The sequence below is a fragment of the Alkalibacterium sp. 20 genome (assembly GCF_001885615.1).
Lineage (GTDB): Bacteria > Bacillota > Bacilli > Lactobacillales > Carnobacteriaceae_A > Alkalibacterium.
On sequence record NZ_LSRN01000013.1, the window covers coordinates 1 to 13772 of the forward strand.

Annotated in this window: 15 protein-coding genes and 2 pseudogenes; 8 read left to right on the plus strand and 9 right to left on the minus strand. The window is 32.2% G+C overall.

Annotated features, from left to right (window positions below; all coding sequences use genetic code 11):
• On the minus strand, window positions 1-206 hold a 206-nt coding region (locus tag AX762_RS01805; RefSeq protein ID WP_177244015.1), incomplete at its 3' end, for a transposase.
• A 222-nt stretch (window positions 207-428) separates the two neighbouring features.
• Between AX762_RS01805 and spxA the strand changes: the two genes are divergently transcribed.
• The 7 genes and pseudogenes from spxA (at window position 429) to AX762_RS13050 (ending at window position 4521) form a co-directional block, all read left to right on the plus strand.
• Window positions 429-827, plus strand: coding sequence for a transcriptional regulator SpxA (gene spxA / locus AX762_RS01810; RefSeq protein ID WP_071847462.1), 399 nt, complete (start codon window positions 429-431; stop codon window positions 825-827).
• A 263-nt stretch (window positions 828-1090) separates the two neighbouring features.
• A pseudogene (locus AX762_RS12690) lies at window positions 1091-1217 on the plus strand (integrase); the annotation flags it as partial.
• 326 nt (window positions 1218-1543) lie between these two features.
• The gene (locus AX762_RS01820) at window positions 1544-2527 is read left to right on the plus strand and encodes an exonuclease domain-containing protein (RefSeq protein WP_083432743.1); all 984 of its coding nucleotides are present in this window, start codon (window positions 1544-1546) and stop codon (window positions 2525-2527) included.
• 208 nt (window positions 2528-2735) lie between these two features.
• Window positions 2736-3371, plus strand: coding sequence for a hypothetical protein (locus AX762_RS01825; protein ID WP_071847464.1), 636 nt, complete (start codon window positions 2736-2738; stop codon window positions 3369-3371).
• Window positions 3372-3428: 57 nt separating this feature from the next.
• The gene (locus AX762_RS01830; RefSeq protein WP_071847465.1) at window positions 3429-3653 is read left to right on the plus strand and encodes a hypothetical protein; all 225 of its coding nucleotides are present in this window, start codon (window positions 3429-3431) and stop codon (window positions 3651-3653) included.
• A 91-nt stretch (window positions 3654-3744) separates the two neighbouring features.
• Window positions 3745-4142 (plus strand): annotated as a pseudogene (locus AX762_RS13045) (tyrosine-type recombinase/integrase).
• Between the two features lie 91 nt (window positions 4143-4233).
• A complete protein-coding gene (locus tag AX762_RS13050; protein ID WP_071847466.1) occupies window positions 4234-4521 on the plus strand; it encodes a hypothetical protein in 288 nt (95 codons plus the stop codon).
• A gap of 13 nt (window positions 4522-4534) precedes the next feature.
• Here AX762_RS13050 and AX762_RS01845 read toward each other — a convergent pair whose 3' ends face one another.
• On the minus strand, window positions 4535-4771 hold the full coding sequence (locus AX762_RS01845) for a hypothetical protein (RefSeq protein WP_071847467.1): 237 nt from the start codon (window positions 4769-4771) through the stop codon (window positions 4535-4537).
• A gap of 39 nt (window positions 4772-4810) precedes the next feature.
• Entirely contained in the window at window positions 4811-5548 is a 738-nt protein-coding gene (locus AX762_RS01850) for a hypothetical protein (protein WP_071847468.1), read from the minus strand.
• A gap of 427 nt (window positions 5549-5975) precedes the next feature.
• Between AX762_RS01850 and AX762_RS01855 the strand changes: the two genes are divergently transcribed.
• Window positions 5976-7955 (plus strand): hypothetical protein, encoded by a 1980-nt coding sequence (locus AX762_RS01855; protein ID WP_071847469.1) that lies wholly within the window; start codon window positions 5976-5978, stop codon window positions 7953-7955.
• 528 nt (window positions 7956-8483) lie between these two features.
• Here the strand turns inward: AX762_RS01855 and AX762_RS01860 are convergent.
• From AX762_RS01860 to AX762_RS01885, 6 genes are all read right to left on the minus strand, one after another.
• Window positions 8484-8684 carry a hypothetical protein gene (locus AX762_RS01860; RefSeq protein ID WP_071847470.1) on the minus strand — a complete coding sequence of 67 codons (201 nt, stop codon included), beginning with the start codon at window positions 8682-8684 and terminating at the stop codon, window positions 8484-8486.
• Window positions 8685-8807: 123 nt separating this feature from the next.
• Window positions 8808-9251, minus strand: a complete 444-nt coding sequence (locus AX762_RS13250) for a CPBP family intramembrane glutamic endopeptidase (RefSeq protein ID WP_071847471.1) — start codon at window positions 9249-9251, stop codon at window positions 8808-8810.
• A 25-nt stretch (window positions 9252-9276) separates the two neighbouring features.
• A complete protein-coding gene (gene topB, locus AX762_RS01870; RefSeq protein WP_071847472.1) occupies window positions 9277-11406 on the minus strand; it encodes a type IA DNA topoisomerase in 2130 nt (709 codons plus the stop codon).
• Window positions 11407-11505: 99 nt separating this feature from the next.
• Entirely contained in the window at window positions 11506-13152 is a 1647-nt protein-coding gene (locus AX762_RS01875) for an ArdC-like ssDNA-binding domain-containing protein (protein WP_071847473.1), read from the minus strand.
• Window positions 13153-13380: a hypothetical protein gene (locus AX762_RS01880; protein WP_071847474.1), complete on the minus strand. Its 228-nt coding sequence runs from the start codon at window positions 13378-13380 to the stop codon at window positions 13153-13155.
• 14 nt (window positions 13381-13394) lie between these two features.
• The gene (locus tag AX762_RS01885; RefSeq protein ID WP_143139256.1) at window positions 13395-13769 is read right to left on the minus strand and encodes a hypothetical protein; all 375 of its coding nucleotides are present in this window, start codon (window positions 13767-13769) and stop codon (window positions 13395-13397) included.
• Between the last annotated feature and the right edge of the window lie 3 nt (window positions 13770-13772).

Below are 13772 nucleotides of genomic sequence, written 5' to 3' on the forward strand. Positions count from 1 at the left end.
TGTTCGAGTATGTCTAAATTATCATGCGTATGATAAGCTCGATTATCCTTGATATGGAGCAGTCGGTCCGCTGTATCAGAAAAACCGAAGGTGTTCATTAGTTCTTTGACTAAAACGAGACCCGAGTCACTCGATATTTGACCCCCAGTGTGAGAAATGGTGATGTTTGAATTGAAATTAACTTGGTTTTTGTGTAAGCTAACCATTAAGAGAACTCCTTTCTTTTGGTTGGTTTAGACACTTTAACCATAGCAGAAAGGGGTTCTTTTTTCATCACTTAACAGGTGAAAACGGCGTAATTAATAAAACCTGCCGTTAAGCGGTTTTTACCAGATTCAAACAATAGTATGAATTATCCAGGAATTAAAAATGATCTTAATGTTTTCCTTAACTGAATCAATCTAATCTAAAAAGGGAGAGTGTAAATTATGGTTACAATATACATAGCACCCAGTTGTGCTTCTTGTCGTAAAGCACGTGCTTGGCTTGAAGAAAATAACATTACTTATAAAGAACGAAATATATTTTTAGAGCCTTTGGAGGCTTCTGAAATAAAATCAATTTTACGAATGACAGAAGATGGTACAGACGAAATCATCTCTACAAGATCTAAGGCGTTTCAAGAATTAGGTACTAATTTAGAAGAATTGCCACTTAAGGATTTAATTATTTTGCTCCAAGAAAACCCAGGGCTATTACGTCGTCCAATCATGATAGACGATAAAAGATTGCAAGTTGGGTATAACGAAGATGAAATTGGCTGTTTCTTACCAAGAGAAGTCCGTGCCCTTAAATTAACACGAGCTCATAAGTTTGTTGGATACTAAAAATAAATGATAACGTTCTTCAAAATATTTTCATAGTAAAGTATGTACTTACTTCTGATGGTGTAATCTTTTTGCTTAGATAATTATAATAAGCAGTTGTCTGATTATTCAACTAGTTACCTCTATACATGAAATTGGATAAAATCGTGTATCAAGAATCCTTTTAAAACGGGGTTCTTTTTCTTTAGGGGTCCATAATACACGATTACATGCTATGCTGAACGAAATCATGTATCGCTTTTGTGAGAGGAGAGGGCTTTTCAATGAGCTACAATGTGCAACCATTACGAACGCAGCACAAAATAAACGACTTTTTATTTAGGTTACGGCGCAATAAAAATGCCAAACGAGACGTTTTTCTCTTTTTAATCGGGATTAATAGCGGTAAATTTGTGCGTTTGGTGGATAAACTACTACGAGACCAACAACTCTATACGCCTCCAATGAGCGTGATAGAGTATTCTTAATTCGAATGACGCAGATTCTTGGTACCTATTATAGAGAACTGGAGTTCTCTATAATAGGTTTGTTTGATGCATAGTTTTTTCGAAAAGCCCCGTGTAATTTCTCGGGTTTCTAATTTGACTTAATACCATAAGACTTTTTCAGTGAATTTCAATGAACATAGTATAACAGTCTATAAAAGATATTGGTGCATACTTTCATAATTATATATGTAGTGTTATACTTAGATATGTTTAGGATGCGCATACATAATGGAAATAGGGACAGAAGGCATGACTCTCATTAAAAATGCGAGAAGAGAAAAAACTATTAGAGAACAAAAAGGTCAGAGTTTAATAGATTTTCCTGAAGATTATACCGTAATAGATACAGAAACTACTGGATTAGATCCTATATTTGATTCAATTATAGAAATAGGAGCTATTAAGGTTAGAAATAATAAAATTGTTGATAGTTTCAGTACATTAATCAAACCTGATCGTACCAAGAAGTCAGGTTATATTAGTTCATTTATCACTGACCTGACAGGTATTAGTAATGATATGATTGAACAAGATGGTATTCCTGAATTTGAAGCAATGAAACTGTTTAATAACTTTATTAAAGAAGATATCTTGGTTGGACATAATGCTAATTTTGATATTAACTTTCTTTATGATTCTTTCATTGAGCAATTAGATATGCCTATGGTTAATTCATTTATCGATGTTCTACGAATTGCAAGGAGACAGTTAAAAGAACTAAAACATCATAGACTAGAAGACCTAATGGAACATTACAGCCTATCTTCTGATAATCAACATAGAGCTAAGGAAGATTGTTATATTACGGATACTATATTTAATCATTTGAAAAAGGACATAAAAGATACAGTAGGTTTAGAAGATTTTAGAAAAACAGTGAAATATCATGGTAAAAAGATTTCTGCTAATGAAGTTGTTACTGAAAATACTAAATTTGACGAAGACAATCTTTGCTATGGTAAATATATAGTTTTTACAGGTAAGTTGGAAATGGTACGAGCAGAAGCTATGCAACTGGTGAAAGATTTAGGTGGTATTCCTCAAAACAATGTTACTAGCCAAACAGATTATCTTGTTTTAGGCGATCTAACTTATAGCGTAAATATTAAAGGTAATTCTACTAGTAAACAGAAAAATGCTGAAAAACTTAAATTAAAGGGTCAAGGGATAGAAGTTTTATCCGAAACTGTATTTTATGACATGTTACCTTAGGCTAATGAGTGATTGTGATTACTATACACCATTTCATTAAAATTAAAGCTATTTATTGTCATGTATATACGACTTATTAACTAAAAAAATAACTAGCGAAATGCTATAATTATAAAAACGCTTAAATAAATAGAAATATAACAGGTATTCACTAACCAGTTAAAAATTTTTATTTAAGCTAATAATATAAAAAAAGGAGTATTTTAAAATGAAAAAAAATGTTATTTTTTCAATATTAGGAATAGTTTTATTAGCAACCCTAACAGGAATAGGAGGATACTTCATAGGAAATACTACTGCAGTTAACACAATAGACAGTAAAACATATACTGTGGCGAGCATAGACGAAGAGATTGACGTTAAGCGAGATAACATTAATTCTTTAGATGTAAAAATTAAAGATAATGAAGATGAACTAAATAAAATATCTAAAGAACATGAAGAAGTAAAAAAATTAATTGAAGAAAAAACATCCCTAGAAAATGAAATTAAGTCTTTGTCGACTAATAAAGAATCGTTAAATAAAGACACGGAAACATTAAATACCAATATTTCTGACAGTGAGAAAAAGTTGAAAAAATTAGAAGAAGGTATCGTGTTAAAAGAAGCTGAACCGAGAACATTGATATCTGGTGAATTTGTTACAGGAAAAGATATTGATGCTGGTAGGTACAAGGTCTATCCTACTGATAAATTTGAAGGAGAACTTATTATAAACGATTATGCAACAGCAGTATTTTTTAGTAAGGATGAAAGCTATGGTGCAGAAGAATATGTTTTAAATATAAAAGATGGAGATAAAATAAGTGCATCCGTCCCATTGACCTTTGCTCCAGTAGAATGATCTTTTCCTTGAATTTGTGCTATTGACACAAAAAAATTGCTAAAGGAGGTTATAAACTTGGAGAATATTAAACTAAATAAAGAAAAGAAAGAAAGAAAAGCTTTTTTATCATATACACTGGCTGCTATATTTGGTTTTGTTGGGCTACTTAAATCATGGGTGTATACACCTTTAGAAGAAGATATGTACGGAGATGTAACCGGTGGAATAAATGCTATTGTAGGAGGAGATGCCTTTAATTACATCATAAACGGAACACCTGATTTAGTCACAATGTTATGACTAAATCAGGTGTTCCATGTAGGTATAAACTTTAAGACTTTTATTTGGGTTACGGCGCAATCAGCACGCCGAACGCGATATTTTTCTATTCTTGATCGGCATTAATAGTGGCTTACGCATGTCCGATATCGTTAAATTGAAGAAACAAGACCTATTAATGGCAAAAAACCCCCGAATTGTGGAACAAAAGACGGGGAAAACACGTATAGTGTATTTAGGGAGTCTGCAGGATCTGATCCATGAGTACACCAAATATCTAGAACCAGAAGATTATTTATTTCCCAGCACCAAAGGTGGGGCATTTGGAAGTCAATACAGTCTACCAGATGTTTCAAAAGTAGGCAGAGACAATATCGGCACGCGCTGCGCAATACCTGCGGCTATCACTATTACAAGAAAACGAAAGACGTGGCCACACTCATGGAAATATTCGGTCATAGCAGTGGAAAAATCACCAAGCGTTATAATAACGAAGGAGGTATATTATAATGAGTTTAAGGTGTTTGAGAATAAATATCATAATTACTATATAGGCAAAGTAATATATACTGAATATAATATACTCCGAGGAGATGAAAAAATGCTTTTCAAAAAAGAATGGCTACATAAAATTCCGAAAATGCTTGAAACAGAAGATACTGAATTAGAGGATAAAGAATTCAAATTAGTATATTATGCGGATAACATTAAAGCTAAATGGCAAATCGTTGAAGCTGAAAAAGAGGGTGATGATATACTGTTTTTTGGATATATTGAAGGTTTTGGATTTGCAGATGAGTGGGGTGAGTTTACACTAAGCCAGTTGGAAGAAATAAATGAAGCCTATAAAAGTAGTGGACTCTCATTAAAAGTCAAAAAAAACTTTTGAATTAAAGGTTGGTTTATAACCGACCTTTTTCTTTACCTTGATACGAATAAATCGTGATGATTTTCATCCGTTTTTTTTTTTTAGCCACTACATATGTTATCTGATTATTTCTCCATTTTTCAATTCCGTTGATGCTATACAATAACTCGCATTTTTTGATGTCTTCGGTAATAAACTTATAAATATCATCATATGATGAATTGTGTATTCTTTCTTTGAATCGTTCTATTGCGTGTTTAGTAAGTATCATAATAATTATTCCTCCTAAAATAATAAAAAAACGGAGCCTTTAAAAAAGGTCTCCGTTTAGATCACTAAATTGATTTATCGCTTCAAAAACATTTACCGTTGGTAACTCAATACCGTTAACGATTGAAATAAGGTCTTTGTTGTTTTTGAGCAGAAAAATGTTTAAGTCTTTATGATTTCTTAAATGCCATTGGCCGAACTGCTTTAGGAATTCTTTGATATTGCTATTGCTGTCATTCGATACAGATTCAGAACCTATAATAATTAAATTGCTTGCTTCACTACGAATACTGTCTATTAGGTTATCCTCTAAATAATATTTGGCCAGTTGAATGCTGTTTTCCCAGTCAAGTTTACCCTTTAGAAGTTTTTTATATTCTTGATAAACCTCTATTCCAGCAAACAACTTATCAAAACATCTTTCCTTGTCTAACGTGTTTTCATACAGTCTAATTGCCTTATAGTGATACCCTATAACTGTTAAATCATTTTCTACATACCCTAAAGCAGCTTTGTGAGCTTCTTTAACTAAATTAAACATATGCATGGTGTTTTTCATATTCGGCTTCTCTATGGTTTCTTTAGGTAAAACGCTGTAGGCTAATGAATGGAATGTACAAAAAGTAAATTCTCGGCCTTCTTTGATATATGGTCCGTTATGCTCTATTAGTTTACGACGACAGACAATGTATGATCTATCTGATAAAACGTCTGATAACGATTCTGCTATTTGTAAGTGTTCTGAAAATTTTGCTCTGTACTCTTCAATTTTTAACATAGTAATTCCTCCTGAAATTTTGTATAAAAAAAGCCCCCGAAATTAATCGGAAGCTTTTTTTGTTAATCATAGGAGCACGCGCGGGACGCGCCTCAATTTTTGATTGGTCCTCGTTTTTTCAACACATATCCCAGGAGCACGCGCGGGACGCGCCTCAATTTTTGATTGGTCCTCGTTTTTTCAACACATATCCCAGGAGCACGCGCGGGACGCGCCTCAATTTTTGATTGGTCCTCGTTTTTTTCAACACATATCCCAGGAACCCGCGCTGGAAGCGCCTCGCTACACTTATTCAGGTTTTTTCAGATTATAGTATTAAAAGTAAATAGTATACTATTTATATATAGAGCAATTAATTCACTTTTATCATTTAAAAAAATAAAAAAATGTTATACTAATTTAAAAAACTGAAGAAAGGTTGATATATATGCTTTTAACGAAGTATAAAGAAGCTCTAGACAAATTACCTGATAATCACTATGCAAATATTCACGAAGCAGCTTTATCAGAAATATTAAATTACTTTGAAGTAAAGGTTACAGACTACTTACACACTGGACAGCCTACATATGGTGTTTTAAATGTAAAACCAGGACACGGAAAAACTACGGCCTTAAAACTTTTTTTGGGAAGCATTCTCAATAATAAGGATAAAAATCAGGAAGATATGCTACTGCACAACGACTTTGGTTGCCTCATTGTTTTAAGAGAAGTCGATCAGGTGAAGGAAATGGAAAATTTTATAAAAAAATTCACTGAAAAGAAAAATGATGTGCGCTTTATTTCATCTAGCAATTACAAAGAAGTAAAAAAACATATGTATAATACACGTTTTTTAATTATCTCTCATGAAAGGTTTCGAAAAATGGGAGTTAACAGGCTAGAAAAAATGGAGATACAACCCGGGCAGTTAGAATGGGAGGGAAAAAGGCGATTCATATTTGTTGATGAACAACCTCGATTTGATTACAGTGCTACATTTGATTTAGATGACAATTTAAGTTGGGTAAACGCATTTTTCAAAGTGATAACGAGAAACAAAGAATCCTTAGCGCCTCAAGAAAAAGTTATTATTCGTAGTACTATTTCTATGTTATTTGCTATGGAACTGTATAAATGGCATGACTACGATATGGATAAACCTATTCCTTTATTTAGCGAACCATTAAATCGTATCCCCTTAGTAAAGGAGCATGAAAATATACTTAAGAGATTTCTTGAATTAGCCAATCATTATGTTAAATATGTCGAGTCAGGAGATGTGGTATCAAAATTTTTATGGTTCGAAAAATTATATAAAGGCACTTATAATGGACATATCGATTCAGGCTTTTTTGAAAATAGCTATCATGACTTTAATAAAATTATCTGTTCCCAATTAATTGATTATCAGAAATTAGATTGCCCTATTATGATCTTAGATGGATCAGCTCATATCTCTAAAAAAGCATATGAAACCTATGATGTTGAGGAATTAACGTCCTATATAGACTATTCAAACGTCACAATACACCATAGAATAATCAATACAACTGCAACAAGCCGATCTGGTCCCGCCTATACATCACTCAACTATGTAGCGGCTGATATTGAAAATCTGACAGCTGGGAATGATATGTCTTTAAATAAAATATATCCTAAAAGTGATGAGCGTCATTATTATCGTATCGGAGTGGTATCTAAAGAAGAACATACGGACAGATACTATAAAAATTTGGACGAGGATATTCGACCACTGAATTTATTAAATACTACTGGTAAAAATGATTTAGAATCGGCTGCAGCTATTTATTTAACCGCTCTGCCCACACGTGCCGCGCTCTCGTATAAGATATCAGCTATCAGTCACTACTCTAAAGAAGAACTTAAAACTCTCCTGTTAACTAGTAATAATTCTGTTAAAGAAACAAAAGCCCAATGGTTTGCTGATGATCGGTTAGAAACAATATATAAAGAAGATTTATTAAGTGAACTGTATCAAATTATTCATAGAAGTGCGATTAGAAATATTAATAGAGATACAGATATTCCTATCCAAATCTACATAGCTACTAAAATAAAACCCATTATCGCTGATTTGAAAAAATGGCTTCCTGAAGTTGAATTCACCGAGGAATATGTCGAAAAAACAATAAAAATTAAAAAAGCACTAGTAACAGACGGCGAAAAATTTATTAAAGCTCTGAAAGAATATTTGGGAATCTTTCCTATTACAATTGGAAGAGTTAGTAAAGATAAAAAGATAACTGATCCCATAAAAATTTTGATAAACAACAATTGGGAAGACACTGCAATTAGAAGTCTATTTATTGATTATTTCAAGGAACATGGATTTGATTATCGAGAAATACTCAACAAAAATAATAACGGATATCAGAAAAAAATATTTAAATTAGTAGATGAGTAAGCAGAAAGTTAAAGTCATTACTATCTCTACAGTCTTCCCCAGAGTGGCTAAGGCTAAACATTTCCCTGAGCGGCCTTTTGAAGTAGTAGAGTTTAAAAGTCCATACAAGATAAACATTTAAGAACTCTTAGTGAGTATTTAGGAAATATAAAGAATATAACGTTAAGAGGAAATAAAGCTATTAAAGAAAAATGACTTCAACATATTCCTGCAATGGATTGTAAAGGGCTGACTAGCCCTTTACCGATGGGGACGTGACGCGAGGGGGCCCCGTCGTTCATTTGACTTATACTTGAATATACCGATTGATCCCATAAATATCGCTATTGATTACTTTCAATTAAATCCACCGCACAAGAGTGTAGGTTTTGTTAATTGCTGGTTTTAATAGTTGATATTATTACGTTTTAAGTTGGTTCTATGCTCAACAAGAGAAAAGAAATTTTTATCCGCTAATAAACGATCTTTTTTTAAAAATTATTCCATTCAATCCCAGTAAATAAATCAATTGTAAATTTTAAAAATATATCAAATTCCTGTTTCGTCTTTTGGCACAGTATCTTTTAATTCGTTTATTTGTTTTGGCGTTAATCTTTTTTTTAAAGCCGAAATAATTGATCCTGTTTCAGTTTGAACAGTTAATATATAGTTCCCTACCTGAGTACTGTCTTCATGCCACACAATTACGGTTCCTTCTTTCTCCTCAAATAAACCATGCTTAATTAGCATTATGTTTACCCCTCTCAATTTAAATAAGAATTAATTGATTTGTCCTGACTACTTTAGGATTACCTTCTTTTTCATTAGAATAAACCATTTTTTTATAGATATACCTCACTCACTTCTGCTTTATTAACCTAAAAATGAAAGCAAATTATTCGTCATATGCAGAAAAACAGGCATTTTAAGAGACTTGCCTGTTTTCATGTACATAAAGCCATAAACAAGACTATTAAAAAAATAAGGAAGAAACAGAGTATCCTTATGAACGTATGCAAAGATCAAAGAAGTAAAGAGTATGGCCACTGTGTTGCTGTTTGATAAGCGTTTAAATAAGTTTTGTATACCCCACCTGAAAATAATTTCCTCGATAAAGGGAACTAAAAAAATTGCTCTTAATAGCTTGAAAGTGGATAGATGAATCACAGTCATGTTTTGATTGTTTTGAGAAAATGGATTCAACAGAAAATTGTATAAACTAGTAAACACTATAATACTCACGATACCTGCTAAAAAAAATTTAAAAAAAGAAAAAGAAAATAAATTAATTTTGTTATTATCTTGTAGTTCCATCATGTAGTCACAGCCTTATAAAGATAGATTACTTAAATGGTTTAAAAGTCACTTTGTTATTACAATCTAGTATTAGAATAGCTTCAAAAGACTTACCACTTTTATTCTTAAACCCTTTTAATTTCTTTGTTTCTTTTTTTGACAGCAAATCTTTAACCATTGTTTTGGTTATTTTTTTACTGGCCAATTCCTTTTGAATAGTAAACCGACACCCTTCACTATAACCAGAACAGCCGTAAAATTTACCCTTATCTACAATGGTTTCCTTACATTTAGGACATAATCCAAAAGAATCTTCTTTTTTAGTGAGTTGACTAATTTCCTGCGTTAGATCACTATTATTTATCGAATCAGAATTATCTGCAATCGTTTTTCCTATGAACTTCTCAATTGTAGTTAAAAAAGCTTGTTGTGTTCCTTCTCCTGAATTGATTTTCTTTAGATAGGTTTCCCATTTAGCTGTCATTTCCGGACTACTAAGCAGGGTCCCTTCAACGGATTTACAAAGGATAATTCCTTTCGGATTAACAGTGATTATGTTCTTTTCTACTTTAATATAGGTTTGTCTTTTTAGGGTTTCCAGTACGTTTGCTCGTGTTGCCTCTGTACCGATCCCTTCTACTTCTTTCATAATCTCTTTTTCGGACTCTGCTAACTCTTTCCCACTGTTTTTCATAGCTGTAATCAGCGTCCCTTCTGTATAAAGACTAGGAGGTGTAGTTTTACCTTCTTTGGTATTTATAAGTGCTGTACAAGGCTCATTTTGAGTAATAAGAGGTAAATTTGAGTTTGCCTTTCGTTTAACACCCGTTTCACTTGTTGCAGCATTCTCTTTTAATAACTTTTCCCACCCCTCATTGATCATGGTTTTTCCTTTTGCTTTAAAGACAAGTTCTTTTACTAATACTTCTACTGTCGTTTCATCATATTCATTTTGTTCTTCAAACATAGCAATAGTACGCTTCATAACCGCATTATATATTTTCTTTTCTAAAGGCTTTAAAGCTTTAAGAATGGATTCTGTAGGAATTGTTTTTGTCGGTACAATAGCATAATGTTCTTGTACTTTAGAGCCATCTACATAGCGCTTATTTGGCTCTTTCTGCGGTTTTTTAATGGTGTAACCGAGTATTCCCAGATAGTCTTTTAAACGATCAGAAAGGTAGTTAAATTCACTATCAGTAATAAATCGGCAATCTGTACGAGGGTAACTTAAAAGTTTCTTCTCATACAACGATTGGACCGTTTTTAGCGTGTCAGATGGACTGACCTTATATAGTTTATTGATAAATGACTGTAAATCACTTAATGAGAAAAGTTGTGGGGATCTTTTTTTGATTCTTTTTGTTTCTAATTTTTGAATTAAACCAGTATTTTCAGCTAAAAGCCCCTGTTCATTATAAACTTTTTGAATTTCTTCTTTAGTAGCAAATTTTTTGTTTAGTTTAGCTTCAAAAGTACCCTTCTCAACGGTCACGTCTGCAAATAATTCATAAAAAGGTTTAGATACAAAATTTTCAACCTCTTGTTGACGTTTATAAATCATATAAAGCGTAGGCGTTTGGACTCTACCAACCGAAAAAACACCTTCACTGATCCCTTTCTTTTTTAAGTTTAGCGTATAGACTCTTGAAAGGTTAATCCCAACTAACCAGTCTGATATTTGTCTGGTTTGAGCTTCAATATAAGAAGGATAGTAGTCTTTTCCATTTTTTAAATTATCAAAGCCTTTTAGAATTTCATCTTTTTCTAAAGAGTTAATCCATAATCGTTTAGTCGGTTTACTCTCACACCCTGCTTGTTTAATAATCGACCTTGCGATATGTTCTCCCTCTCGATCACTATCTGTTGCGACTATTATTTCATCTGCTTCTTTTAGTAGTTTCTTTATAATATTGAATTGTTTGTTTTTATCTTTCCCTACTTGAAAAATGTATTTCTGAGGGGTAATAGGTAAATCGGAGATGCTCCAGTATTTGAAGCTTTTATTGTAGACTTCAGGCGGAGCTAATTCTACCAAATGTCCAAATCCCCAAGTTACTACATAGTCAGTATCTTTTATCTCAATATAACCGTTTTTTTTCTCTTGTTTCCCCAAAGCATTAGCATAGGCTTGTGCTTGTGAGGGTTTTTCTGCCAATATGACTATTTTATTCATTATACGATTTCCTTTCCTTTAAAAAGAGAACGAAAGCATAAACTAACGAGGCCTTTTAATAACCTATAGTTTGATTTGAAGTTTATATCTTGTATATCTTTAACGTTCGTTTCCTATATCTGCTTTTAGATCAGTCGCATTATTTTTCGTTTTTAAATTTATCTCTTCTTTTTCTAAAACATTGATACTGTCTTTGTACGTTGTATTTGTAATAACATCTTTTCCTTCTGACTGTTTAATGTTATTCGTTTTAACAATAAAAGCAAGTGGACTATTTGCTAGTTCAGGTTCTTTTTCTATATCAGTTTTTACTCTCTCTTTTAATTCACTTGAAGAAAAACATTCTCCTTTTTTGAAAGAATTAGTAGGTTCAGCAATTTCAATCAAAGGTTCTTTCAGATTCCCAGATGTACTTAATCCGATTCGATTAGTTGTATATTCCTGCAAGAAGATTTTATTAATGCCATTTCTCAACTCTTCATGTGTTTCTCTAGGTGGAATATTCTCAGGAATGGTAGGAACTAATACTTCCTCATTATCGTAGTAATTATCGGTATAGTATATTAAATCTAACTCGTATAATTGCTCTAATTCTCTTTCAGAAAGAACTTTTCTTATTTCCTCTTCTTTGTAATAAGTAAGATCTCCTTCACAATAATGCACGGGTTCTTTTTGTCCTATAGGTTTACCAGTCAAATTACAATACGTTACCTCATCAGTCTCTTCTGGATAAAGATTAGTCTGATCACTCATTTCACTAGTTCCGTTTTCTAAGCCTAGTTCTTCAATCGTTTTAGATATTTCCGTAACCATTTCTTTGGAGGTATTACTAACTTCTGAATATATATCAAATAGATTTTCATCTTCTATTTGATTCAAATTATCAGTCCAACTAGAAATATAAGTGATTGAATGTTCTTCTGTATCAAGACCAAAATGTTTAGCTACAACATACGTTGTCATTTCAGCTTGATACTCTTTTACGTTAGTTGAACTTAGTGCGTTATCTTTACTATCAATGTCTTTCCAGTTGTGCATTTTGGAATGTGCTAGTTCATGTATTAATGTGTGCGCATTTTCTGTAGAAGTATTTTTATCATTAAGAGAAATTCTGTTTTCTAAAGGATAATATTTCCCTTTTGCAAGGTCATCATAGTGTTCAATAGTTACAGGTATTTTCATATCATTATTACAATAACCTTGTAATGCTGCATTGAAATTTTCAATATCGTTACCGTTAAACATAAAATCTACATGAGCATTTGGATATATTTTAGGATAATCTTCTTTAGGCATATTTGTTTGTGTGACGTCAAAAACATTCATTTGACTAAACGTTCTTTTGGTAAATACGGGTATTTTTTTATCTGCAATCAATTTCTTCTCGTTTGCATTAGCTTTACTAACAGATTCTATTTTTTCAGTATCTGGTTTCTTGAAATACTCATAAATGTTTGGACGAAGTATCTGCATAGATTTTTCTCCACGATTGACAGCATAGCCTAATTCTTTAAATTTTGGAAAGGTAGCAACGGCTACGGCACCTTCTCTTTGATTCTGAATCAACATGTTATTTCTTGCTGAATACTGATTGAACTGAGAAATAAAATTTAGATACTCAATGACATTTTCAGGGTTATGTTTAAACGTTTTAATTTTTTCATTAGTTTTTTCGATTAATTTTGTCGCTTTATCTTGTGCGGTACTCTTGTCTTTTGAAGTGCCTTTGTATTTTTTATAAGCCATTTAGACAACCTCGTTTACTATAGTTCGGTTAACGGGATCTAACTTTAGCACGGGCGTGTCGATTTCGATATCAGCTTCTGCTTCTTTAAATAACTCAGTTACAAAATGAAAATCTATGTCATTTAATTCTATAGAAACGAACTGATCTTTTTCTTTGCCTTCAATAATTTTAAATACTGCTGTGTTATTATCTTTAATTTCAAAAGGGATAACAAAAACATTTGTCATAGGAAAACTCCTCACTATTTAGTATCGAACGCTTTTTTCACTTGGTTCTTTTCAATATCTCGTTTCACTTTATCTTTTGATTGATTAATTAAGCTGTTATGATCTATATCATTGATTTCTGAAAGGGATAAAAACTCACCCATGTTTCCATTTAAGTAAAGTAAAGCAGCTAAATCTTTTTTTATAATTGATAGGTCTTTAGATAATAAATCAGATTCTTTTTTTGTCTTTTTATAGGACGTCGTTTGGACTTCTTTATAAGATGAAATAAGCTGCTCAAACAAATCATTAGTCGTTCGTATACCGTTTTCTTTTATTAATTTGTCGATCTCTTTAATGACAGTAGTTGATAACCGATATGTTTTAGCATAGTTTTCTTCTCGTACCATTTT